A 23687-nucleotide genomic window follows, 5' to 3' on the forward strand; every position below is an offset into this window, starting at 1 on the left:
CAATGTGAGGATCAGGACACGATCCCAGCGCGACACTGGCTCTCATGCAGGTGCCCGGTTTAGCATGCGTCCGTGGGTCGTGAGATCTTAAGCCCGCCGGGAGTAGATCGCCTCCTGGGTCGCCTGAGGACTTTCAAAACTTCGCTTGGAGGGCAGCAACGGTGTTGGACACAGTAAGTTGCCGAGATTTAAAAAAAGTGATTGCGATAATTGTTTCCTATAAATCTGCCGATCAAACCGTTGAATGCCTGGAGGCCATCGCTCGCTCGGTCTACCCTTTCGCGGGGGTTCATATTTGCGAGAATGGAGGCGCAGATGCATACGACAATTTGGTGGAACAGCTGTCGTCCGAACAAGGACGCATCAAATCATCGGAAAGCCGGCCAGCACAAAGAGTCTTGCGAACAAAACATCTTCGCAATGGTTGCTCAAATTTGTATGTGCATGAGGCCGAAGGAAATCTCGGATATGCGGGCGGCGTCAACGTTTGCTTGGCGGCACTTGCCTACGACGAGTGGGACGCAGTCCTGATTCTCAATCCCGATGCATTGATCGCGCCCGATGCTTTAGGAGCACTCGTTTCTCACGCCGAAGATCCGAGTTACGGCATGATCGGCTGCCGCTTGGCTCTGTCAGAGAGCGGTAAAATTCAAATGTATGGTGGCCAGTGGCGGCCATACATCGCGAGAGCGAAGAATATTGGATTCGGATCCTCTCTCGATGCGCCGGTAGATGCCCCTGCGATAGAACATCAAATGGACTTTGTATGCGGCGCCGCCATGTTAGTGACGCGCGCGTTCGTTGATACAGTCGGCCTCATGGACGAGAGCTACTTCTTGTACATGGAAGAAGTTGATTGGTGCTTTCGGCGAGGAAAATTCAAGCTCGGATATGCCCACGGAGCCGTCGCGATGCACGTGCACGGCGTCAGCACCGGCGCGAGCACGCACGCCGATAAACGCTCCGCACTATCGATCTACCTCAACGAGAGAAACAAACTTCTATTCACCCGTCGCTTTTACCCTAAAATATATCCGATCGCAATCGTAACGACCTTATTATACATTTGCCTGTATCTCAGGCGGGGTGATTTGCATCAATGGCTGAGCGGCCTTTCCGGCTGGCTCGCGGGGCTGAGAGGCCAGATCGGGCAACCCACCGACAGGATCATGCGCAGTTGAGCAGACTTAAGTCGGCAAGCCAACGCTTCGGCGGCTTCGATTCTTGTTATACCGCAGATTTCGCCGCAAAACCGACGACCCTTTCCGCGAAATCTGCTTGAATATCGGATGGAGGCTTCCGCGGAGCAGGATCCGAGCACGCTGCAATCGGATCCCACTCGAGGTCTCTGGTTTTACTGCATTTTCTGCGACGAACCGGCATCCCCTCCGCCGGAAAATGCTTTAGGTTGGCTCTCCTTCGGGAAGTGACGGATGCAGCGAGGATCATCGATTGCGATGTTCGGCCAGTGCCATTCCTGACAGCCATGGCCCATGGTGCCGCTTTCGACGGAACAAGCCCTGCCGGCGTGAGGCGATCGCTCGGCCCCGGTTTTTGCCTCGGCGCGGACACGGCCTTCGAGCCGGAAACCCTCGCGCTCCGGGAGCTATCTTCCTTGGCGGCAGATCCTGCGGTGGCGAGATCCCGGCCCCGCGCGAGAATGCCGCGACCGAATGCGGATCGAACGTCAGGCGGCGACGAGGGGCTGCGGCTTCGCAAACCTCGGCCTATTCCTGCCGAGGTCGCTTGATCCAGGCTACACCCCGCCCGACGAAACGGAGATACGATTCGATGCGCACATCGCTGGTCACTGCGGTTACGCTGACGTCGGTGCTTTGCATCGGCTCAAGCAGCCTTGCTGCCAACCGTGTCCTGCCGCCCTTCGACCCGGACGCTGCCCGTCAGGTGATGGGGCGGCAGACGCCGTCGGGCCCCTGTACGGACCCACCGCCGCCGGCGGTCGACATGGGCGGTCTGCAGTCGCGCTATGACCCCAAGGATCCGACCCAATCCAAGGTCGATCCGGAGCGGGACCGGCGCGACAAGGAGCGCTCCGCATCAGTCGAGAAGTTCACGACCGAGATCGATCGGCTCGCCGACCGCTACGCCACCTCGCAGCCCCCCAACCAGCAGATCGCGGCCTGCATGATGCACAAAGTCGCGGTCTGGGCTCGCGCCGAGGCGCTGACACGGAACGTCGACCAGAATGACCGCCTCGGCCGCCACCAAGCGATCATGACCCAGGCCTGGCACGGAGCGGGGCTCGCCAGTGCGCTGGTCAGGGCCGGCGGGCTTGAGGCCGCGCCCGGCCCGGACGCCGATGCGGTGAGGGATTGGATGCGCCGCTTGGCACTCAACGTGAAGGCCGAGTACACGCCGCCCTTCACATGGCTGATCCCCGCGAACAATCATAAATACTGGTCGGGCTACTTTCTCGGAATCGCAGCGGCGCTGCTCAACGACCCGACGCTCTTCAAGTCCGCCCGCTCCATACTCGACGATGCGATTGATGACATCGGTCCGGACGGCTCGATCGCCAAGGAGATGTCGCGTGGGCCGCGGGCGCAATCCTACCAATTCTTTGCAACAATGCCGATTGTGGGGCTCGCCGTTCAAGCTGAGCGCAACGGCGTGCCCCTATCGACCAAGCAGTATGAAGCTCTCGACCGGCTGCTGACTTTTAACGTCGACGCACATCAGAACCCCGGACTTGCCGAGACGAAGGCCCGGGCCAAGCAAGAGCCGACCAATCGGTCCTTCGATTTTGCATGGGTCGATATGATCATGCCGAGCCTCAAAAAGCGCAATCCGGACTTAGCGGCACGGCTGGATGCCGTGGTTTCAGCGCCCCGAATGCGGCCAGCTTGGCACATTTTCCTCGGCGGCGACGTCACCGCCACATACAATCCACCTGCCTTGTCACGCTCCCCATCAGCCCAGTGATAATCGTCTCTGGACAGCAACGAGGCCACGCCGCTTGTTCGGCGAGCAACCGGTCTCGAAGCACGCGACCTTCGAGACCGAGACATCAACGCAGCGCCCCAGATGAACCGGGGCCACTGTCACGACTGTCTGGTTGTGTGTATGGTCGCGGGATGTGGTGTGACGGATCGAGCCTGAAACGTTTAGGCTCCTTCGTCCAGACCTGAAGGAGAGCCACGACGTGGCGCGGGCGGAAGTCGGCGATCGTGCGGAAGTCCGGCCGCTTCATCCCGGTCACCGCCATCACGTCGACCCGCTCTTCGCAGGCACGGGCGAGTTGACGGGACGAGTACAGGTCCCAGCTCTAGCCGTAGAGCAAAAGCGCCACCCTCATGCCGGGATGGTAGGGCGGGTAGCCGCGTTCCTCGGCGTAGGTGTCGAGGATGGCCGAAAGGTCGAGGAGCTCCCGCACCGTGTCGCGCACGAAATGCGCCACATACCCAGGCGGCGCGAACTCATGCAGCGACGGCGGCAAAAGCCAGCCCTGATCGACATCCCACCCGCGAAACACCTTGGCCATGAGCCAAGTGAATCACCTTAGCACTACTCTTCCAGGTTCATAGCAGCATGTGGATGAGCGTTGGACGCCGGCAGTGCGGGCAGCGGGTCAGAGATGCGCGAGGAGCGCGGCGGCGACGCGGCGTCGGACCTCGGGCAGCGTCGGCTGGGGCGGCGGGCCGGGCGCGTGCGATCCGCACCTTTTCCCCGACCCGCAGGCTCTGCAGGAAGGCGAACGCAATCTGGCACAGAAGGGCGTGGTGGTGCAGCCCGACCCAGGAGCGGCCCTCGAAGTGGTCGAGGCCCAGTTCCTCCTTGAGCTGCTGGTGGGCCTGCTCGCAGCTCCAGCGCGCCTTGATGGCGGCCGCCAACTGCTCCAGTGGGGTGTCCGCCGGATGGTTGGTCAGGTGCAGCTTGCGCTCACCTGTGAGACGGTGCTCACACACCAGCCAGCGCTCGGCCCCTGGCCGGTGCTGGGCCCCTGAGGCCAGCGGGCCGTCGGCCACGCGCACGCGCCGAGCGCTGAAGGCGGCCCGGAGCGGCCCTTTGGTACCGGTGCGCCACGACACGCTGCGGAACGTGGCGTCGGGGGGATCGGCGAACAAGGCCGCAGCCGGGCGGCTCGGCGCCGAGGGCACGGGGTGCTTGCGCGGGCGCCCTCCCGCCTTGGTGGGCGCAGGCATGGCCGTCGTCACGTCGGCGGCAAACACCTTCTGGGTCGGCGGCAGGCCCAGCGCCCAGCAAAGACCCCGGGCATCGAGGGCGTCGCGGAACGCAGCCACCTTGCCGTACTCGGCATCGCCCAGCACGCACCCGAAGCGCACGCCCTGGTCGCCCAGCCGGTCGATCTCGTCCAAGGCGATCTGCCACTTCGGCCGACCGGAGATGTCGTCGGGCACCCCCGCCGTATGTCGCCGCGCCGGATCGGAGGCCCAACCGTCAGGCAGGAACAGCCGCAGTGCCACCGGGACCGGAACCTCGCCTCGGGCCAGCGTCAGAGAGACCAACGCCTGGCAGTTCGCCTTCTTGCCGAGCTGACCGCAGTACTGGCGCTGCACGCCCACGGAGTGGCGCCCCTGCTTGACCAGCGCGGTGTCGTCGACCACCAGCACGGCCTCCGGCCCGCCCACGAGTTGCTCGGCCTGCTCGGCCAGCACGCGTTCGAGCCGTGCATGCGGCCAGGGCGAGGCGGACACGAAGTGGTGCAGTTGCTGCACGTTGCCGGGCGCAACGCGCGCTGCCATCGGTTCGACGCTCTTGCGCTCGCCGGGCAGGAGCAGACCTCGCAGGTAGAGCGGCGCCCAACGTCGCTGCTCGGCGCGGGGCAAGGCGGCCAGAAAGGGAGCCAGCCATGCCTCCAATAGTTCTAGCCAAGATTTCGACCCGACCTCATCCATCGCGCTCCTCCCGTGCACCTCAGCGAACGAGAGATAAGATGCCGTAACCTGGCAGAGTAGTGCTAGAGCACCTAACAGAACCGTCCTTCACTCCTGCTAAATCATTGAAATTGCAGGGGCGATGACGGTTTAGATAGAGGCTCTTAGTCGGACAGGCCCCTAGCGCTCGACCGTACTCCGGCTTACCCTGCCGAACCAAGATTTCAGATAAACAAGAGCGCGACCGTTTCGCTCGAACTGATCCTGCGCACGATTAACCAATTCCACGACGGCACGCTTTCGCCGCATAAGCGGAGCCTCAATAGCGTGCCAAGAAAAAACAGCGTACAATAAGCAAAATAACAGCGAGATCGGAAAGTTAATCCACCATTTTTGGAGCATCGGCCAAGACGCAACAACTTGCTGGATCGGAAACGCAAAGAGGTATATTCCATATGAATAATCTCCCGTCCTCATTAAAGCTGGAACGGACCAGTTCTGAAGACCGATATAGACAGTCAAATAGGCAGCGGGGAAGCAGGCGAAATAAAACAACTCGGAGCGCTGCAGCATTATGAGACAAAGGAGTGCGCTAACGGCTGCTAGCGATCTAAGCAAAGGAATATGCGCCCGCCAAACATAGATAAGAACGCCAATCATAAAAGAGAAAACCAACGCCCGACCCGAGCTAATCTGCTGCGGCTTGTCCATAGCGACAAAATAGGCGGTCAGCAAAGCCGCACCTACGAGACAAAGGCAGAGAAACAATCTCGGACGCCGGACAAAGCCAAGCAATGCGACAAGGGCAAGAGCGATATAGCACTCAAGCTCATACGGCACCGTCCAGAGCGACCCATTGACGACTGCAGGATATGGATTTGTGTGAAAGACCTCAGGCAGCCTGAACGAGATAATCCCAACAGCGTTCAGAATATATCTGAAAAACAGATGATCACTGAAGTACTGAGCGATCGGCAGAGTTGTGAGGAATGGACCAAGCACCAATGCCGACAGGAGCACCTCGACAGTCAAAGCTGGGAAAATCCGCAACGCACGCAGCGACAAGAACGCAGGAAGCCGATTCCGTTCCAAGCTGCCGGCAACCAAAAAACCACTCAGCGCGAAGAACATGAACAGAATCAGGGAGATCAGAGCTCTTACCGGCAAGCCGAGCGCCGTATCGTATGCCCATTGCCCATAGGAAATCGGAAAGCTGTGCCACAGCACGACAGCAGTCGCCAATCCTATGCGGAGATAATCAAATCCTGTTGTCCCTCGCTTCTCCGCCAAATGCGCATGTATCGTCACCGGTGACATTATATTACCCCAATCTATGCTCTCCAAGTGAGAGCGCGAGGGACATCAAGAACGCTACGGAGCCAATGGTTATCAGACGCGCTGCGCACAGATGTTTTGATTCGGCTTTCGGTCGGAGGGCAAGTACAATGCCTCCGTAAACCCAGCACGCAGTCCAATGATAACACCAAATAACCCCCAGCAAGATCCCCACACATGGACTGTGAAAGACGCAAGTATAAAAGTTATTAGGGCTAAATTGACTGCTATTCTTGGCCTTTCATTCGCTCCCATTGGACGATGAAACATCTGACGCGGAGTGATAACGAAGAAGGACCCAAGAACCACGCCTATCAACAGAGCAAGTCCAACATATCCATATTGAAGCGCGATCACAAGCCAAAGTGCGTCTATACTCGAAAGCAGATCCCACGGCCTAAACCAGTCACGATCTCCAACTCCAAAGATTGGCGATATGACTAGATTTTTTCCGATCCAATGCCAGATTTCCAACCGTGTCATGCCAGTGGTAGGATCAAGAGTAAATCCACGAATAAATGCAACAACCGGATCCTCGACAATCAAAAACAGCACCACAACACAAATAATGACGATCGACAATAGAAAAGCCCAACGCCAATGCAATCCCTGGAAAAGATGATCATACAAAATTATCGCTAACACCAATCCAAATAGAAGCATCGGAGCAGAAGATAAAGCAATGGCAACACCGAGAGCGCATACCAACATAGCAAATAGCCTGTGTGCTTGTCGGCGAATATTAAAATACATCAGCGGCGCCAGCACTACGAAAAACAACCCGAAAAGAATGGAATGCTCGATAGGACCTCTCGCTCTCGCGAGTCCGAACCGGTATTGAGCAGCTGACCCGGCCAGCACTTCGACATCGCCGTAAAATTTTACCGTGCGAAAATTTCCAAAGATCTGAGTTGATATGCGACCTAGGATATTTTCACCACTCAGGGTATCAAGGGATCCAAGACCCAACATTATTACAGCGGTACAGAGTAAAATTGGAGTGATTTTGAGTAGTCGATCAGCGTTTCCAAGCAATACTCGCGCGATGAGGTATGGAACGAAAATTTCGAAAGCCAGCACACCAAGATTGCTTCCTACTGCGCCTGCTCCTCCCGATACGAAGGCAGAAAAAGGCACCCAACCGGCGAATCCGATGATAAAAAAATCCGACACCACGGGAACGTAACGAGAGTGCCGAATTTTACGCACGATCGCGATAACAAGCGGAACCAAGCACACGATAATGGCAAGCCGCCGCATCGTCATAACTGTTCCGATTCGAACCGCGGCCTCGGTCGGAAACAGGTATGAAAAGAACAACATCGCCGTGCAATATTTAGCGAGACGATCGTCGCCCGTATCCCATCGGCCCGCGCGCACGGCGCTCGTCGGAATGGCCGGTGAAAACTCTTGAGCCTCTTTAAGAGCTGAGATGTTCAATGCGAGAAACCCCTTAGCCGCCTCTCGATAATAAACCTTCGATCACATATTACTTGTCAGGCTATATGACGAGCGTCTATCTCTTGACCGAGGACTCACGCACTGGCTGCCTCATTCAAAGTTTGTGCCGATGTCGGCGGCCGAGCGAACTGCTTTGGAAAACCAGTCTCGCGACGCAGGCCCGCCGCCCAGCCCGCGAAAGCGTGCCGGAACTGCGACCATCCTCCGCGGCGCAGGTAGCGCAGGGTGTAGAGACCGGCCGTCACCGCGACGAGCGGCATCAGGGCGGGGCGGAACTTCCAGGTTAGGAGGACGCCACTGCGCTCAAGCAGGTAGATCGACAGTGCCGAGCGCGCGCTCATGTCCCGGCTGGAACCGATCGTGGCGCCGTGATCGTGGTGGATGACGGCCTCGTGGCAGTAGCCGAGCGGCAACGTCCCCCGTCGCAAGCACCAGTCGACCTCCTCCGAGAACAGGAAGTAGCGCTCGTCCATCGGTCCGACCTGCTCGACGAAGGTGCGCGAAGCGAGGAGGCAAGCGCCGGAGACGTAGTTGATCTCGCGCTCGACCGCGCCGACGTCCACGGCCGCGTCGGCAGGCCGGCCATAGCCGACGTTGAGCCCGCGCCCAAGCCACCAGCGCCAGCGTCCCCCGTATTGCTGGACGGTGTTAGAGGCCGAGAAGACCAGCCGCGCGCCGACTGCGCCGTAGCTGCCCGCGGCGAGATGGGAATGAAGTGCGGCGAGCGCGCTGGGCTCGGGCTTCGCGTCGGGATTGAGCACCCAGAACGCCGTCCAGGCCGGATCATCCGCCACCGCGTCCGCCACGACGTTGAGCCCGCCCGAATAGCCAAGGTTGCCGCTCGCCTCGTAGACGAGGAGCGCCCGCCCGCCATGGGTGCGGCCGCGGGCGCGACCGACGACGCGCGCCGGCAGGGGACCGGCCTCGTCGCGTCCGAGAACACCGTCGCAGGTGGGCGCCAGGGCCTCGACGAGTGCGGAGAAGGCGGCGGCCCCGCCGTTCTCGCAGATGTGGATCTCCAACTCGGGGAAGTCGAGCCGATCGCAGGCGGCGACCAGTCGCGCGAGAATGTCGGCGCAATTGTAGCCGACGACGGCAACGATCGCCTTCGGAGGGATCGTCGCCGAGGCGGCCCTCTTTGGTGTGCTCTCGGTCAAGGTGCGGTCCGGTCGGTCAGTGCGCTCGCCGACCGCCCCCAGGAAGTAGAGGCGGTGGCTGAGTAGGAAGCGATAGAGGCGTATGTGGATCAGGATCCTAGCCGCATTGAGGCGGTCGCGCCAGCGACTGAGCTTCGAGGTCAGCGCCACGACGACGAGATGCGGGCCGATCGACAGGAGCACGAGCCAGTGGCGCATGAGCCAGAGCAGCCCCCTGCGGCCTCCGGCCCTGGTCAGCCCGTAGGATTCCGTGATCATGCGGAACCACTTCGCCTCAAGCTCGGACAGCGTGCGGCGCGCGGGGTGTTCGATCACGACCCGGTCGGAATAGGCGAGCCGGTAGCCCATCAGGACGGCGCGCCGGCACCAGTCGACGTCCTCGGACAGGCCGCGGCGGAAGCCGCCGACACGGCCGAAGGTGCGCCGCGTCGTGAACAGCGAGGCCGTGACGCTGAAACCGTTGCGGCGCACGTATTTCGAGTTGCGGAAGGCGAAGACCGCCTCGAAGGCTTCGACGGGCGTCATCGCCGCCTCGTCCTGCGCCCTGACGCGGACGAGTCCGCCGACGATGTCGGCGGCGTCGAGTTCGCCGATGCCGGCCCGCAGCCAATCTGGCTGAGGCCGGCAATCGCTGTCGGTGAAAGCCAGGATGTCGCCCCGCGCCTCGCGGACGGCCCGGTTGCGCGCCGCCGCCGCGCCGCGCTCAGTCTCGACGATGAGCCGCGCTCGGCCGCGAATCCGGGCCCGGACCGCCTCCACTCCGCAGGGAGAGGCGTTGTCGCAGACCACCACCTCGAAATGCTCGCGGGGCAGCGTCTGCCGGGTCAAGCAATCGAGACAGGCGTCGAGGCGGTCGAGGTCGTCGTAGTGCGGAACGATCACCGAGACCCGGACCGGGTTCCCGGCCGAGGCCGCGACCGCCAGAGCGCTCTCCCCCACGTCAGCTCCGCCGGCTCCCGGTGCGCCGGCCGTCATGCGGGACCGTCAGCCTTGGTCGCGAGGAAGATGCGCTCGCCCCTCTTGAGGCCGTAGCGCAAGACGTCGGGCTCCTTGCTGACCCATTCCTCCAGGGCGAAGCCGGCGGCGCGGACCCGGTCCCGGAAGTCGCGGCCATAGTAGCGCACGTGGTCCTCCTGGCCGAAATGAACCAGACGGTCGGCCCGCTGGGTGATGGCGGGGTTCTCGTAGGTTTCGTCGAGCCCCTCCTCGATCGGCACCATCAGCACTGCGAGGCCGCCGGGACGCAGGACGCGGCGGATTTCGGCGAGGGCGCGGCGGTCGTCGACATGCTCGAGCACGTGCAGGCAGAACACCACGTCGAAGGAGGCATCGGGCAGTGCGATCGCTTCGATGTCGATCTTCAGGTCGACGTTCCTGGCGAACAGATCGCAGGTGACGTAGCGCTTCGGACCTTGATCGCGGATGAACTTCGACAGGCCTGGCTCGGGCGCGAAATGCAGCACTTCCTTGCCCGCGATGAAGGGGGTGCGGCTCATGTAGAGCGCCAGAGCCCGATGTCGCTCCAGCGACAGGCAGGCCGGGCAGGTCACGTCGGCGGTCAACGGGAAGCCATAGGCGAAGAAGCGGCCCTCGTGACCACAGAGGCTGCACTGACGCGGGCTCTGGTTTCCGAAGATCCGCACCGCACTCTTCGCCAGGAAGCGGGCAGCGCGGGCATGGGCCTTGAAGCGTCGTGGCGCTGCCAATCTCATCATCATCTCCCCTCGCGGTGGCTGGTCCAGAGCCTCGATGGCCCCGGACGGCCACTCGTGGAACTCTCGCATGAGCGAGATATGCCGTCAGCCGCTCCGGCCAAGCCGGCCGCGAATTTCCCAGATCATCACACGGGGCCTCCCTGCTCGCCCGCTTCCAAGCCGGGAGCCCCACGAAAAGGAAATGCACGGGTTTCTTTCCAACAGTCAAGAGCCAGCCGGAAATGAACGCCGGAGAGAAAAGATGCGACAGTATGATACGTTCAGACCTCTCGGGCGGATCACTGATCTTACCGTATTCTGACTGTTGGAGCATAGATTGCGGCAGGCCTGCGGCGATCGACGCCGTCTAAGAATATGATGAACGAAGAGTGCCTGATCCAGTACCGCTACTTTTGCCTGCGAACGCGACCGGGTAGCCACGGGTCGACGATCTCCGGGAGATTCTGAATCGCGTCTCCTTTTTGCAATGCAGCAGAATCCTGCAGGATGCGGTCATCGAGAGACTTGCCGCCCGTCGGCAGCCGCTCCGCTCGTCCGATTGTCGCGCGCGACGACGACCGCCCGGATCAGATCAACCATTGCAGCGCGGTGAAGGATTGGAACAGTCCGGAAGAGATATCGGCACCATCGTCCGCGAACCGTCATAACCAGCCGTCCAGTGGGATCGCGCCTCAAGGTCAGCGCCCCTGCGCTTGAGCGACAACGGAGCGCAGGCGCCTCTCGCCCCTGGATCAAGGCCTCGGCGCGCGCGATGGCTTCGGCAGTCATGGTATCGGCATGACCGAAGCGAGCCTCACCCCTGCCGTTGGCGCCGTGCCACGACTACCAATCACAAAGGTCCGCGCACCTTCTTCGAAAAGGTGTAGCTTCGAGTGGGACGGCCGGTAATCCACATCAGTGCATCACGGCAGCTATGCCATTGGGTGCTCACGCGAAGCTCAGACCCCACAAATCCGAAATGCTGATTCGATGCCAATCTTTTCAGTCGAGTCTAGACCTTCCGTTCTCGTCAGCCGGGGGCAACGACAGACATTGGCAAGTCGGCCTGCGCTTCCTTATCATGCTGGCATTCTCGGTAGTCTCCGCAGTTTGCAACAGAGATAAATCATAAACTCTTATCTGCCTTAATGGCGCCACAGTGGCCTGGGCAACGGTACTCCTCGTGATTTCTGGAGAAACAGACGTGAGCAATGTCGCATCGGCGAGCAGCGGCGCCATAGCGCTCGTTCCGTTGGCGAATGACCAGCATGCGGCGTCCGCGGGCTGCGGGCCGACCATTCGCGCGGTCGACCCGCGGCGGTATGACAGGCACGAATGGGATTCCGAGATGGCGCGCGTCGGCGGCTCCGTGCGTTCGACCCACGCTCATCTGCGCGGCCTTTCCCTCAAGCGCCCCTGGCGGCCGACGCGCAGCTTCGCGGTGACGCTCGTCGGCGAGACCCGGCCGATCGGCTACTTCACCCTGCGCCGCAAGGGCAGCGTATGGGAATTCTACGACGGGCTGCGCCTGGCCCCGGAGCATGCCCACCGCTGGGACGCGGCCATGGCCTCGTCGCTCGCCGCCTGCGGCCCGGCGATCTACCGTTACGGCTGGACCTGGAGCCCGGAACCATCCCGCGAGGCGGCGCTGCGGGGCATCGCGGGCGTCGAGGTTCTCGCGACGGTCGAGGCCGTGGTGCAGGGCATCGACTTCGCCAATTGGCCGAGTTGGGAGGCTTACCGCGCGGCGATCAGCCAGAACGCGAAGCGCAACGCCAGGAAGTTCGAGGCTCGCCTGCGGGAAGCGCCGGTCGTGATGCGCCGTGGCGCCCGATCCCTCGTTGACCTCTGGCACCTCGTGCGGATGCGGCGCGAGATGTACGCCCGCAAGGGCATTGCCTTCGGCGCTCTCGGCGCCCTTGCGGGACATCTGGCCAATCTCCTCGCCTGCCCGAGGGATGGATTGATCGCGAGCGTCCGTGGCGACGAGCGGGTGGCGGCGATCATGCGCCTCGTCGAGCACCTCGAAACCACCTATTATTTCGAGGGCTCGCACATTCCCGGCGAGGAGGGGGCAGCCTGGTACCTGACCCTCGCCGTCCTCCAGCGCGCCTATCGCGCAGCACCGTTCGGCAAGTTCCTGATGGGCTTCTACATCGTCGGCGACGAGCTCGCCGAGGGTCTGATCCGGTCGCGGACCTCGCTGCGGGTGACCAACTGGCCCACCGCGATCGTCACCTTCGCGTGGCAACCGCCCGCGGCACCGGCGACGCGCGAACCCGACCAGGCGGCACTCGCGCAACACGATCGGCCCGTGCCACGGGCTCTGACACCCGAGGCGGCCTGATCCACCGCACCGGAGGGCGACCGCTCACGGCACGGCATAGAGGGCGTTCTTGCCACCCACCGACCCGGGGACGATGGCTCCATCCCGCACCGCGCATTCGACGTAGCCGAGACCTCGCAGGAAACGGACGATCTCGCCCTCGGGCGGAACCGCCTCGATCAGCAGGACGGGCCGAAACGCGTTCAGCGTCTCGGCCGCCCCCTTGAGGACCTGAAGCTCAAAGCCCTGGACGTCGATCTTGATGAAGGCCGGCTTCAAGCCTTGCGCGTCCAGGGTCTCGACGCGGCAGCTCAGCCTGTTGATCGACAAGGCGTCCCGGGAGAACCCGTAGATCGTCTCGGGCGAGAGCCATTCGCTCGCCTCGCGAACGTCCATGGAGGCGAGACCGTCATACACAAAGCCCCGGTAGCTCGGGACATAGAGGTCGAAGACGTCGCTCCGGTCGGCGAGGCCGACCCCATGGACCGTGACGCCGCCGCAGCCGGCATAGCGCCGCCGCAGCATCTCGGCGAGCATCGGGTTCGGCTCGAACGAGTGGATCGCGACGTCGCGGCGATAGAGCCGGCAACTCTCGATGGACTGCCCGTGATTCGCTCCAACGTCGACGATCACTCGATCCCGGAAGTCGATGTGGCGGATGCAGGCGAGATCCCTGTCATGCGGCAACCGTGCGAGCCGCCTGGCGTGAAGGTAGAACCGGTCCTTCGCGGATTTCAGGAACGGGAAGTAGCTCTGCGAGGTACGAAGCACCTTCCTCAAAGCGTTCCCCATATCTCGCACCCCTCATCCGCCCCCGGGCGGTTCGGGCAACAGCATAGCGACGGCCGGGTCGGGCGTCGATGAAGGTCCATCGGGCATCCTCCGAATCTCGCCTACGCAGTTCTCTGCGGCCGGATTCCATCGATTGATGACGAAAGAGTGGAGAAACCCGGTCCGCCCGATTTGCATAAAGGTTAACAAGTGGTAACGCTCGCCGCGGCTCGGCATTCGGCTACAGGTCGGAGGATCGCAGGGCGGGAGGAGACCATGGCATTGAGGCATCTGGGTGGGTTGGTTTTGGCTGCCGGTGCTGTGTTGATCCTTAACGCAGGTCCGGCTCTCGCAGCCTCCTGCGGCAGGGCGATCGGGCTGCCCGCCCGGACTTTGATCGACTTCAACGCGAACCCCACCAACCTCCTCACCGAGACGGCCAATGTGGCGGGGCGGGTCACGGCCATTGTGTCGGCCGATACGAACACCACCGCGGCCGTGTTGCGGGTAGCTCATTTCGGCGACTCCGACCAGAAAGCCGGGGTCGGCAAGGGTCTCGCCCGAGCCGCCCTGGCCTGCCGGGAGGATGTACCGGCCGAGACCACCGCCATCCAGGACCGAGTCATCGCCGCGAACGAACCCGAAATCCTTCGGGCCTTTCTGCTCGAGATGTCCGAGGCTCCCGGGCTGACCGGAGCGGTGAGTGGCCCGAGTGTTTCCCGCGGCGCCCGAACGGCTCGCGGCTCCAGCGGAGGCGATGCAAGTGGCGGCGCGGTGCCGCGGACGGTCAGCAGCGTACCGATCGCCGCTCCCGATACCTCAAGGAGCAGCGGCACGACCCGCGCCTCTTCGTTCAGCTACCTGCCGTCGAGCTATCATCCGTCACCGAGCTATTATTCGTCCTCCAGCTATTCCTCGTCGCCGGGGTCTTCGAGCGCATCGAGTGTCTCGCCCTCTTTCACGGCGGCCCGCTTCACGACCGGAGACAGTCGCTTGCAGGCATCCTCGCCGCGCAGCCCCTGATGGCTCGCCGCCTACGCCGGTGGTCGGGAGAGCAGTTGCAACACGTCGTTGTGCTGTGCAATAACGACCCTCGGTGAAGCAATCGCGGGGCAGATGACGCGGCGATGGACGAGGCCAAAAGCCAGATTTATACGCTACGATTCCTGCGAGCTTCAGCTGCCTTGCTCGTCGTATTTAATCATTGCGAGCAACAGGTTCCAGGGCTGCCTCAGCTTTTCCCTGATGAGCTTTGGGCCTCCGGCGTCGGATGGGCGACGCCTCCTACGCGGTCTACCTGTGGTTCGATGAGCCGAGCCACGACGTCCTCAAGCGGCTCGCGACGCGCATGACGCCTCGTCGGGCCGAGGTGGGGCGAGCGATGGCGGGCAGTTGAGCGATGGGTCGTCCTCAGTCAGGTCACGGGCATATGGGCAGCAAGGCACCGTTCGAGGACGTTGCGTTGAACCCGGCCGGGCTGTCGCGCTCGGGTCAGCCCAACGATTCGGCGCTCCGGGAATCGGCGCTGCTGCGGGCAGTCCTCGCCTCACCGCTGGCCGCCCTGCCTCCGCGGCTGCTTGCCCGAGCCGCACTCGCCCTGGAGGGCGGGCAACTCCTGAGCCGGACGCTGCGGCGCCTACTCTGGCAGCACAACGGCGTCATCGTCGGCGCCTATTCTTATGGGGGCATGCTTGAGGTCACGCGCGCTCGGCGCGACGGCCTCGTCATCGGTCGTTACGTCTCGCTGTCGGTCACCGCGCGCTGGGGTCTCAATCATCGACCTAACCGGATCGGGATGAGCCCGGTCTTCGACGGGCCGGATGCGGCCGAGACGCGCCAGGGGCTGGTGATCGGCTCGGACAGCTGGATCGGCGACTTCGCTGTCGTGACCGGCTCCTGCCACCGAATCGGGATCGGCGCGGTGGTCGGCGCGGGCGCGGTGGTGACCCGTGACGTGCCCGATTTCGCTATCGTCACCGGCGCGCCGGCCCGGGTGCGTCGCTATCGCTTCCCGGAGAGCGTACAGGAGCGCATCCTGGCTTCGCGCTGGTGGGAGCGCGATCTCGACGAACTTGCGCCCTGGATGAGTGAGTTCCGGCTCGACGCCGTAACCCCGCAGGTGCTCGCGGCGCTCGACCGCATCCAAGCCCTCGCGCCGCCCGCGGGCTGACCCGCGAGCGGCCGTGCCGCACATCATATCCCGGCGAAGCCGGAGCGCGATCTCAGAAGAATGCGAAATCGCTTTGGTTCAGCGCGGTCATCGCCACGTTCTGGAGCGTGACTGAGCCGTGGTTGGCGACCTTGATCACGGTGTCGGCCCCATTCTGCTGCATATCCAGATGTGCGAAGTCTTGGATGAGCGCGTGGTCGAACGCCAGCACGTCGCGTCCCGCTTCGCCGGCGATGAAGTTGCGCACGGTGTCATTGCCGAACCCGGCGTTGAACACGACCGTGTCGCCGTTGACGAGAGAGAAAACGTCGTTGCCCGTGCCGCCCCAGAGCAACGTGTCCGCCGTGTAGCCCGTAACCGTCTTGTTGCCCTTTCCATCGACGGTGGCCATCGCAGTCAGGGTACCGGCCTCGTCATAGGTCCGCTCCGTCGCAACATAGGCGCGATCGGTGATCCCGTAATCGAAGATCTGCCGGCCCCCATCCACAAGGACGTTCTCCGTCTTGGTCACCTGTCCGGCCTTGTAGAGGCTGTGGGTGGAGGCAATAGCGGGATCGAAGACGGAGGAGCCGGAACCGATCGCGACGACAGCATAGTCCGTCCGGATCGAGGTCAACGCGCCGGTGGGATCGTAAGTCGAGCTGACGCTCGATCCGTCGCTTTGCAAGGCCTTGGTCGTCTGGAGCTTGCCGGCAGCATCCCACTGTTCGTAGAGCGTCATCGTGCCGAAGCTGTCATAGGCGCGGTGGACTGAGGCTACGCTTCTCGAGGCGAAGGCGTAATCGTAAACGTCACGGGTGCCGTCGATGTGACGATTCTCGACCTTGGCCAGGGATCCGGCGGCGTCGTAGAACTTTGTCACCGTGCCATCCGCCACCTTCGTGACCGTGTAGTCGATCTTGCCGGCCGCGGTCGTGGAAGCGCTCGACAGGAAATTGCCCCGGTCGTCGTAATCCGTAGCGAGCGTCGAACCGTCGGCCTTCCAGGTCTTCACGTAGTCGAGCGAGCCGTCGGTGTTCCTCTGCTCGTAGAGGCGCAGCACGCCCTGCGCGTCGTAGGAGCGGTGGCCCGACGCCGTCTTGCTGCCGGGGACGGTGTAGTCGTAGACCTCGCGCGCGCCACTCGTCGCCGCGATCTCGGTCTTGGTCAGAAGACCCGTGGCGTTGTAGGTCTTGGTCGTGGTGCCGCCGGCATCCTTGACGAAGCTGTAGTCGAGGCTGCCGTCGGCGTGCTTGCGCTCGACGGCCGTGAGCACGCCCTTCGCGTCGTAGTGCGAGACGGCACTGGTGTAGGTCCGGCCCGTGACGTTGAAGTCCGAGACGTCGCGGCTGCCATCCGCGCGGGTCAGCGTCGTCTGGCTGAGGACATTGCCGGCGGCGTAGTTGCTCACCAGCGTCGAGCCGTTCATGTTCCAGGCCTGCGTCAGGGCGAGCGAGCCGTCGGTGTTCCTCTGCTCGTAGAGGCGCAGCACGCCCTGCGCGTCGTAGGAGCGGTGGCCCGACGCCGTCTTGCTGCCGGGGACGGTGTAGTCGTAGACCTCGCGCGCGCCGCTCGTCGCCACGATCTCGGTCTTGGTCAGAAGACCCGTGGCGTTGTAGATCTTGGCCGTGGTGCCGCCGGCATCCTTGACGAAGCTGTAGTCGAGGCTGCCGTCGGCGTGCTTGCGCTCGACGGCCGTGAGCACGCCCTTCGCGTCGTAGTGCGAGACGGCACTGATGTAGGTCCGGCCCGTGACGTTGAAGTCCGAGACGTCGCGGCTGCCATCCGCGCGGGTCAGCGTCGTCTGGCTGAGGACATTGCCGGCGGCGTAGTTGCTCACCAGCGTCGAGCCGTTCGTGCTCCAGGCCTGCGTCAGGGCGAGCGAGCCGTCGGTGTTCCTCTGCTCGTAGAGGCGCAGCACGCCCTGCGCGTCGTAGGAGCGGTGGCCCGATGCCGTCTTGCTGCCGGGGACGGTGTAGTCGTAGACCTCGCGCGCGCCACTCGTCGCCACGATCTCGGTCTTGGTCAGAAGACCTGCGGCGTTGTAGATCTTGGCCGTGGTGCCGCCGGCATCCTTGACGAAGCTGTAGTCGAGGCTGCCGTCGGCGTGCTTGCGCTCGACGGCCGTGAGCACGCCCTTCGCGTCGTAGTGCGAGACGGCACTGGTGTAGGTCCGGCCCGTGACGTTGAAGTCCGAGACGTCGCGGCTGCCATCCGCGCGGGTCAGCGTCGTCTGGCTGAGGACATTGCCGGCGGCGTAGTTGCTCACCAGCGTCGAGCCGTTCATGTTCCAGGCCTGCGTCAGGGCGAGCGAGCCGTCGGTGTTCCTCTGCTCGTAGAGGCGCAGCACGCCCTGCGCGTCGTAGGAGCGGTGGCCCGACGCCGTCTTGCTGCCGGGGACGGTGTAGTCGTAGACCTCGCGCGCGCCACTCGTCGCCACGATCTCGGTCTTGGTCAGAAGACCCGTGGCGTTGTAGATCTTGGCCGTGGTGCCGCCGGCATCCTTGACGAAGCTGTAGTCGAGGCTGCCGTCGGCGTGCTTGCGCTCGACGGCCGTGAGCACGCCCTTCGCGTCGTAGTGCGAGACGGCACTGGTGTAGGTCCGGCCCGTGACGTTGAAGTCCGAGACGTCGCGGCTGCCATCCGCGCGGGTCAGCGTCGTCTGGCTGAGGACATTGCCGGCGGCGTAGTTGCTCACCAGCGTCGAGCCGTTCATGTTCCAGGCCTGCGTCAGGGCGAGCGAGCCGTCGGTGTTCCTCTGCTCGTAGAGGCGCAGCACGCCCTGCGCGTCGTAGGAGCGGTGGCCCGATGCCGTCTTGCTGCCGGGGACGGCGTACTCGTAGACCTCGCGCGCCCCGCTCGCCGCCACGACCTCGTGGCGGGTCGCCGCCCCCTTGGCGTCGTACTGCCAATTGTCCAGCGAGCCATCCGCGTGCCGGATCTGCTGGTAGTCGAGGCTGCCGTCGCCGTGGCGGCCCGACAGCGAGACGATCTTCCCGCTCGCGTCGAACGCGACCGTCTCGCTGACGTAGCTCTTGCCGGTGATGCCGTAGGTCGTGATGGTCAGATCGCCCTTGGCGCCCGTCTCGACAACCTTGGTGAGTGCGCCGGACGCGTCGAAGGATGTCACAATCTTCGCGCCATCGGATTGCGTCGTCACCGTCGCGGCAATCCGGCCGCTCCCGTCGTACTGGTTGTAGGTCACCGGGCCGGCCGGCGTGGGGGCAATGGTGCCGGGCGTGACACTGACATCGAGGTCACTGTAGACGGCCGCGAGGGTCTCCGGCGCATCGCCACGGTAGATCCCCTCTTTCCAGTAGACGCCGGTCTGACCGGGCCAACCGAGCCTGCCCGAGTAGTCGACGATCTTGACGCCATCGCGCATCACGGCGATGTGGCCCGAACCGTCGGGATCGAAGCTCGCCTGGATATCGAAGTCGTAGGCGTGGCCACGCTGGATCGGGGCGCGATCCGTGAAGATCGATTCGACCACGTCCTTCCCGGTCGCATCGCGGTAGGCGACCTTGACGACCATGTTGTCGCCCTCGAGGCCGATCGCGAAGGGCGGTGCGAGCCCCTTGCCGCCGCCGCTTTCGCTCTGGTGGAACTGGCCGAGGATCGTGAAGTTCGCGGTGTTGGCCGCGCCCGGCTCGACCATCATCGTGTAGGAAACGCCGATCTTGCTGCCATCGGCGATATCCGAGCGCATCGCGATCTCGGAACGGTTCTTGTTCGACGGGTCGCTCACCCAGGTGTCGCCAGCACGCACCTCGAAGCGGTAGCTATTGGGAGCGATCCGGAGCAGACTCCAGGGCTCGCCCGCGATCTGGACGTTGTAGAGCGTATCGTCGACCGAGATGATGGTGTTCTTCGCAATGACGGTGGGCATGCTGGCTTTTGCCTCTGGCAGGCCAAAATCCGGCCTAATCCGCAATGATGTTCACGGAGAGATCGGCACGGCCTGGCTTTGTTTCGTAGGCTCATATCAGCGGATGATCGTAACAACATTGTTTATGATCTCGATCGCACTTATTCCTTCCGGACCAAATACGGTTTTGACGACTCTTTTTAGTATTTAAAGCGCCTAAGACATTGGAGAGACAGCTATTGATTTATAAAAGCAAAAAGTAACCCTGCTGCAGGCATCGCTCTTGCGGCGACCCGCGATAACCCCGTCCGCTCAGGCTGACGCTTTGCGGTCGTCCTCGCATCCTGCAGCGGTGAGGCCGCTGCGGTCCGCTTATGGATTGTAGGCCGCGCAAGCCTGCCGGAAGGCGGCGCCCAGTCCCAGCGACACGCCGTCCGGGTCGAGCGTACGGTAAGCGCTCAGTGACACCGCCTTGTGCGGGTCCTGCTGTGCTCTGGATAGAGGAGTTGGCGTCGAATGACGCCGTATCGGCCCTGTGTCTGGACCTATGACGAACCCTGCTCATGTCGTTGTTGCGGGCACGCGCCGAACCTGGTCGCCTGAGCAGAAGCGCGCCATCCCGGCCGAGGCGGACGATCCCGCCACGACCGCGTCGGCGGTGGCGCGCCGACACGGTCTGCATTCCAGCCTGCTGTTCCGGTGGCGGCGCGCCATGCTGGCCGAGCAGCAGGCCCCGGCAGTCTGCGCCCGGCCGACCTTCATCCCGCTCGCACTGCCACTCCCCACCGGCGCGGCAGCCGAGACGCGCACGGGGTCGCGCGTGATCGAGATCGAGCTATCCAACGGGCATCGCGTGCGGGCCGGGGCCGGTGCGGACCTGACGCTCCTGCAGGGCGCGATCGCGGCGCTGCTTGGCCGATGATCCGGGTCCCGTCAGGCTCGCGCGTCTGGCCGGCCACCGGGCACACCGACATGCACAAGGCTTCGACGGGCTAGCCGCCCTCGTCCAGGACCATCTGGCGCACGACCCGCTCTCGGGGCAGGCCTTCGTGTTCCGCGGGCGTCAGGGGCACCTGATCAAGGTGCCGTGGTGGGACGACCAGGGTCCGGGCCTGTTCGCCAAGCGCCTGGAGAAGGGCCGCTTCGTCTGGCCGGCCGCCCGCCGGTGCCGCGGCCGCCTGACGCCGGCCCAGTTCGCCATGCCGCTGAAGGGGATCGACTGCGCACGCCGCTGCGCAACGACCGGCCGACGCTCGCGGGCTGAGGCGGGAGACTACAGAGGCGATAGCGTCCAGGGTCCCGGCCTGTGGCGACCGCTCTCCGTGAGAGCTAAGCTGCTGGCATGGCTCCCGATCCTGCCTTGCTGCCCGACGACGTCAACGCGCTCAAGCGTCTGATCGTCGGCATGGCGCGCGAAGCCGTCCACGCCAGCACCTGATCGAGAAGCTGCGCGGTGAGCTCGCCCGGCTGAAGCGGGTACGGTTCGGCACCTCCTCCGAGAAGCTCGGCGCGCCTCAAGCAGCTTGAACTGGCCATCGAGGTGCTGGAGGTCGACGAGGCCGAGCGTCTGGCTGGCGCACCGGTCGTCGCCGAGGCGAAGGCCGCACGCCGCAGGCCGGCCCGGCAGGACCTGCCGGCGCATCTGCCGCGCGAGAGCGTGGTTCACGCCGGTCCCTGCGCCTGCCCGGACTGCGGCGGGGCGCTGCGCCGGATCGGCGAGGACATCACCGAGAGCCTCGACTTACGTGCCCGGCCGGTTTAGTTGCGCACCATGCTGGCGCGCTGGCCGGCGCTCATGCGCGCCTTCGACGACGGGCGTCTGGCGCTCGATAGCAACGCGGCCGAGCGAGCGCGGCGTGGCGGTCGGGCGCAAGAACTATCTGTTTGCCGGATCCGAGTTGGAAGCCGAGCGCGCGGCCGCGTTCTACACGCTGATCGAGACGGCCAAGATGAACGGGCTCGACCCAGAGACCTATCTGCGTGACATGCTCACGCGCATCGCCGATCAGCCCGCCAAGCGCTTGGCTGAACTGCTGCCCTGGAACTGGATGCCGACCGGCTCGGACGCGCAGGCTGCCTGACCAGTCGGTCCGTCACCGATCGCCTCCTTTAGAGCCGAATATCGAACACGAGTGCTTCCGGCATCCGGACTCCGGACCAGCGGATGGCAGTCGTCGGATGCTTCTCACCAAAGCGGCTTGAATGCCAAGCCTGCTCGGTCTCTGGTCCCAGCACGGCGAGGCCATCGGGATGATTACAGGATAGAGTTACCGGCCGCCCCTCGGGCAACTGGACGATGACCATGCCCTCCTCCCGGCGCGCGACACAACCGGGCGCGAGGACGAAACTGACAGCGACGCTTGCATCACAGGGTGTGCCGACCAAGCGGTCGGTGATGCGGAATCCGTCCGGGGTCGCGGCGACAGCGCGCTCGTGACGGACCCCGAAGCGCCCGACATAGCCGTCGTGGGAGGCGCGCAGAGACCACTGCGCGCCCTTGGCGGCCTCGTCGAGCCGGGCGTGGGCCTTATGCGACCAGTTGAACGGGCCGGAAATGATGCTCTGGTCGGTCTCGTCCAACGCCAGCGTGTTGTGGGCAAGAGTACCGCGAAACAAGCTGCGCCATTTACCGCCGGCATGGTAGAGGTAAGTGCCGGGATCGACGAAGACCGGGACATCGTCGAGGGTCAACGTCACGGCGAGCGCGTCGGCGTGCCCGTGCGCCGCAATGGAGAGATAGCCGAGCGGACCATGGTCGAGGACGAGCGCCAGGGCACGTCCCGCCCGGCGCTCGCGCACCACGCTGTAGCCTCCCTCGGGAAATTGCACGAGTCCGCCCCCGGAGCGGTCGGGCAGATCCGCCGCACCGAGCAGCAGCGCCCGTAGGCCACCTGCCTCGGCCGCCGTCCTCGTCCCCTGCCCTGTTCCCGCCAGGATGGCCGAAGCGATCGCGGCGGCGTAACGGTGTTCCTCACCCGTCGGGGCGACGACCTTGCCCTCATCGTCGTCGCCGATCGCCGGCACTTCGCCGCGCCCGTCGGCAAGGGTGGCGATGAAGTTCGCAAAGAGCGTCAAGCGCTCTCCGACGGCGGGTGCGAGGGGACGTCCCGCGGCGTCCGCGGCGCGCAGGCACAGCAGCAAGAACTCGGCGGTGAAGGCACCGTAAGTCGGCGATTGCTCGGCCGGCACGCCGTCGGCGAGAATCTGCTTCTCAGCCTCGGCCTCCAATATCCGGCGGCCACCGGTCTCGAGCGCCGCCGCCTCCGCAACGGTTTCGGCGCAGGTCGAGAAGCAGAGCCCGATCAGGAACTCGCCGGCGGCCTCCGCGACCAAATGGTTATTCGCCGAGCTGAAGCGCGAGGGGAAGCGCTTCATCCAGGCCCCTTGGGCGCGCAGGATTCGGCGAATGCGCACGATCGTGTCCGTGGACAGCCGATCCGCGCAGAGCGAAGTGACGATGAGCAGGCTGATCGAGCGAAGTGCCAGTTCGATGCCGGAGTTCCAGGCGACGCCGCGATACGGCGGGTTCGCCTCGTACCAGCTTTCGACTGCGTCCTCGATCGCTGCGAGCGCGGTGCCCTCCCGGTCGCCCTCCAAGGCGACGTGGGCAGCCAATGTCTGAAGGAACTGGAGGCGGTTGAACTCCCAGACGTACTTGATGTCGCCGAGCCGCCGCTCGTGACGATAGGCAATGTCGAAAGAGAATTTTTCGGATCCGGGCCACGTCTCGCCCGATACGGGATCGAGCCGCCAGATCTCGGGGTCGAACAGACGCGCCGGGTCGCGGCGCGGCCACGTCACGCTCAGCGTCGCGTATTCGCCCGCGAGCAATGACTGCGCCGCGACCGCGATCCGCCGCGCCGCCATCTCGTCAGCCCGCGCGTCGAGCGCCGCCCTCAATCCTGGTATGACCGGAGCCGCCGTGCCCTCGGCCGGGTAGCGCGCCCAATCATCCAATCGGCCGCGAGCCGTCACCATGGCGACGCGCTCTCTGACGCGAAAGGCGATTTCCGGGACGCTCATCGAGCGCAGCCGGTTGACATACCATCTGAGCGACACTGTGTTCCCCG

The 23687-nt window shown here is 63.9% G+C and carries 15 protein-coding genes and 5 pseudogenes; 11 read left to right on the forward strand and 9 right to left on the reverse strand.

Going from position 1 to position 23687, the window contains the following annotated elements; translation table 11 throughout:
• Positions 1–161 precede the first annotated feature (161 nt).
• Both ACE101_RS22170 and ACE101_RS22175 read left to right on the forward strand, forming a co-directional pair.
• The gene (locus tag ACE101_RS22170) at positions 162–1181 is read left to right on the forward strand and encodes a glycosyltransferase (RefSeq protein WP_379134185.1); all 1020 of its coding nucleotides are present in this window, start codon (positions 162–164) and stop codon (positions 1179–1181) included.
• 610 nt (positions 1182–1791) lie between these two features.
• On the forward strand, positions 1792–2943 hold the full coding sequence (locus ACE101_RS22175; RefSeq protein ID WP_379134188.1) for an alginate lyase family protein: 1152 nt from the start codon (positions 1792–1794) through the stop codon (positions 2941–2943).
• Between the two features lie 190 nt (positions 2944–3133).
• Here ACE101_RS22175 and ACE101_RS22180 read toward each other — a convergent pair.
• The 6 genes and pseudogenes from ACE101_RS22180 to ACE101_RS22205 all read right to left on the reverse strand — a co-directional run.
• Positions 3134–3502 (reverse strand): annotated as a pseudogene (locus tag ACE101_RS22180) (transposase); the annotation flags it as partial.
• 23 nt (positions 3503–3525) lie between these two features.
• Positions 3526–4877, reverse strand: a pseudogene (locus tag ACE101_RS22185) (IS701 family transposase).
• A gap of 159 nt (positions 4878–5036) precedes the next feature.
• Positions 5037–6173, reverse strand: coding sequence for an acyltransferase family protein (locus ACE101_RS22190; protein WP_379134191.1), 1137 nt, complete (start codon positions 6171–6173; stop codon positions 5037–5039).
• Between the two features lie 72 nt (positions 6174–6245).
• Complete coding sequence (locus ACE101_RS22195) at positions 6246–7631, reverse strand: O-antigen ligase family protein (protein ID WP_379134194.1); 1386 nt, start codon at positions 7629–7631, stop codon at positions 6246–6248.
• A gap of 95 nt (positions 7632–7726) precedes the next feature.
• Positions 7727–9748, reverse strand: a complete 2022-nt coding sequence (locus tag ACE101_RS22200) for a glycosyltransferase family 2 protein (protein ID WP_379134197.1) — start codon at positions 9746–9748, stop codon at positions 7727–7729.
• Between the two features lie 32 nt (positions 9749–9780).
• Positions 9781–10593 carry a methyltransferase domain-containing protein gene (locus ACE101_RS22205; protein ID WP_379134199.1) on the reverse strand — a complete coding sequence of 271 codons (813 nt, stop codon included), beginning with the start codon at positions 10591–10593 and terminating at the stop codon, positions 9781–9783.
• A 1114-nt stretch (positions 10594–11707) separates the two neighbouring features.
• Here ACE101_RS22205 and ACE101_RS22210 point away from each other — a divergent pair.
• Positions 11708–12850, forward strand: a complete 1143-nt coding sequence (locus tag ACE101_RS22210; protein WP_379134202.1) for a hypothetical protein — start codon at positions 11708–11710, stop codon at positions 12848–12850.
• A gap of 24 nt (positions 12851–12874) precedes the next feature.
• Here ACE101_RS22210 and ACE101_RS22215 read toward each other — a convergent pair whose 3' ends face one another.
• Positions 12875–13600 carry an FkbM family methyltransferase gene (locus ACE101_RS22215; protein ID WP_379134205.1) on the reverse strand — a complete coding sequence of 242 codons (726 nt, stop codon included), beginning with the start codon at positions 13598–13600 and terminating at the stop codon, positions 12875–12877.
• Positions 13601–13876: 276 nt separating this feature from the next.
• On the opposite strand from ACE101_RS22215, the gene ACE101_RS22220 reads away from it, so the two are divergent.
• The 3 genes from ACE101_RS22220 (at position 13877) to ACE101_RS22230 (ending at position 15770) form a co-directional block, all read left to right on the forward strand.
• Entirely contained in the window at positions 13877–14623 is a 747-nt protein-coding gene (locus ACE101_RS22220) for a hypothetical protein (RefSeq protein ID WP_379134208.1), read from the forward strand.
• A gap of 229 nt (positions 14624–14852) precedes the next feature.
• Positions 14853–14996, forward strand: a complete 144-nt coding sequence (locus tag ACE101_RS22225) for a hypothetical protein (RefSeq protein WP_379134211.1) — start codon at positions 14853–14855, stop codon at positions 14994–14996.
• Positions 14997–15029: 33 nt separating this feature from the next.
• A complete protein-coding gene (locus ACE101_RS22230) occupies positions 15030–15770 on the forward strand; it encodes an LbetaH domain-containing protein (protein WP_379134214.1) in 741 nt (246 codons plus the stop codon).
• Between the two features lie 52 nt (positions 15771–15822).
• Here the strand turns inward: ACE101_RS22230 and ACE101_RS22235 are convergent, their stop codons facing one another.
• Positions 15823–19638: a heparin lyase I family protein gene (locus ACE101_RS22235; protein WP_379134217.1), complete on the reverse strand. Its 3816-nt coding sequence runs from the start codon at positions 19636–19638 to the stop codon at positions 15823–15825.
• Between the two features lie 526 nt (positions 19639–20164).
• Here ACE101_RS22235 and tnpA point away from each other — a divergent pair.
• The 5 genes and pseudogenes from tnpA to ACE101_RS22260 all read left to right on the forward strand — a co-directional run.
• Positions 20165–20539, forward strand: coding sequence for an IS66-like element accessory protein TnpA (gene tnpA / locus ACE101_RS22240; RefSeq protein ID WP_379134220.1), 375 nt, complete (start codon positions 20165–20167; stop codon positions 20537–20539).
• Positions 20529–20786: pseudogene (gene tnpB / locus ACE101_RS22245) on the forward strand (IS66 family insertion sequence element accessory protein TnpB); the annotation flags it as partial. The gene tnpA and the pseudogene tnpB, both read left to right, overlap by 11 nt.
• Positions 20787–21139: 353 nt before the next feature.
• A pseudogene (locus tag ACE101_RS22250) lies at positions 21140–21265 on the forward strand (IS66 family transposase); the annotation flags it as partial.
• Positions 21266–21274: 9 nt separating this feature from the next.
• Positions 21275–21379, forward strand: coding sequence for an IS66 family transposase zinc-finger binding domain-containing protein (locus ACE101_RS22255; protein ID WP_379138848.1), 105 nt, complete (start codon positions 21275–21277; stop codon positions 21377–21379).
• Positions 21380–21391: 12 nt separating this feature from the next.
• Positions 21392–21698 (forward strand): annotated as a pseudogene (locus ACE101_RS22260) (transposase domain-containing protein); the annotation flags it as partial.
• A gap of 28 nt (positions 21699–21726) precedes the next feature.
• Here the strand turns inward: ACE101_RS22260 and ACE101_RS22265 are convergent.
• Positions 21727–23676 (reverse strand): heparinase II/III family protein, encoded by a 1950-nt coding sequence (locus ACE101_RS22265; protein ID WP_379134223.1) that lies wholly within the window; start codon positions 23674–23676, stop codon positions 21727–21729.
• Positions 23677–23687 lie beyond the last annotated feature (11 nt).

The sequence above is a fragment of the Methylobacterium carpenticola genome, assembly GCF_042748905.1.
In the GTDB taxonomy this organism is placed as follows: domain Bacteria; phylum Pseudomonadota; class Alphaproteobacteria; order Rhizobiales; family Beijerinckiaceae; genus Methylobacterium; species Methylobacterium carpenticola.

Bases quoted from the DNA above. Each gene is read 5' to 3' on its own strand.
- ACE101_RS22175 (WP_379134188.1), top strand. From the start codon at position 1,792: ATGCGCACATCGCTGGTCACTGCGGTTACGCTGACGTCGGTGCTTTGC.
- ACE101_RS22190 (WP_379134191.1), bottom strand. From the start codon at position 6,173: ATGTCACCGGTGACGATACATGCGCATTTGGCGGAGAAGCGAGGGACA.
- ACE101_RS22205 (WP_379134199.1), bottom strand. From the start codon at position 10,593: ATGCGAGAGTTCCACGAGTGGCCGTCCGGGGCCATCGAGGCTCTGGAC.
- ACE101_RS22220 (WP_379134208.1), top strand. From the start codon at position 13,877: ATGGCATTGAGGCATCTGGGTGGGTTGGTTTTGGCTGCCGGTGCTGTG.
- ACE101_RS22230 (WP_379134214.1), top strand. From the start codon at position 15,030: ATGGGCAGCAAGGCACCGTTCGAGGACGTTGCGTTGAACCCGGCCGGG.
- ACE101_RS22235 (WP_379134217.1), bottom strand. From the start codon at position 19,638: ATGCCCACCGTCATTGCGAAGAACACCATCATCTCGGTCGACGATACG.
- tnpA (WP_379134220.1), top strand. From the start codon at position 20,165: ATGACGAACCCTGCTCATGTCGTTGTTGCGGGCACGCGCCGAACCTGG.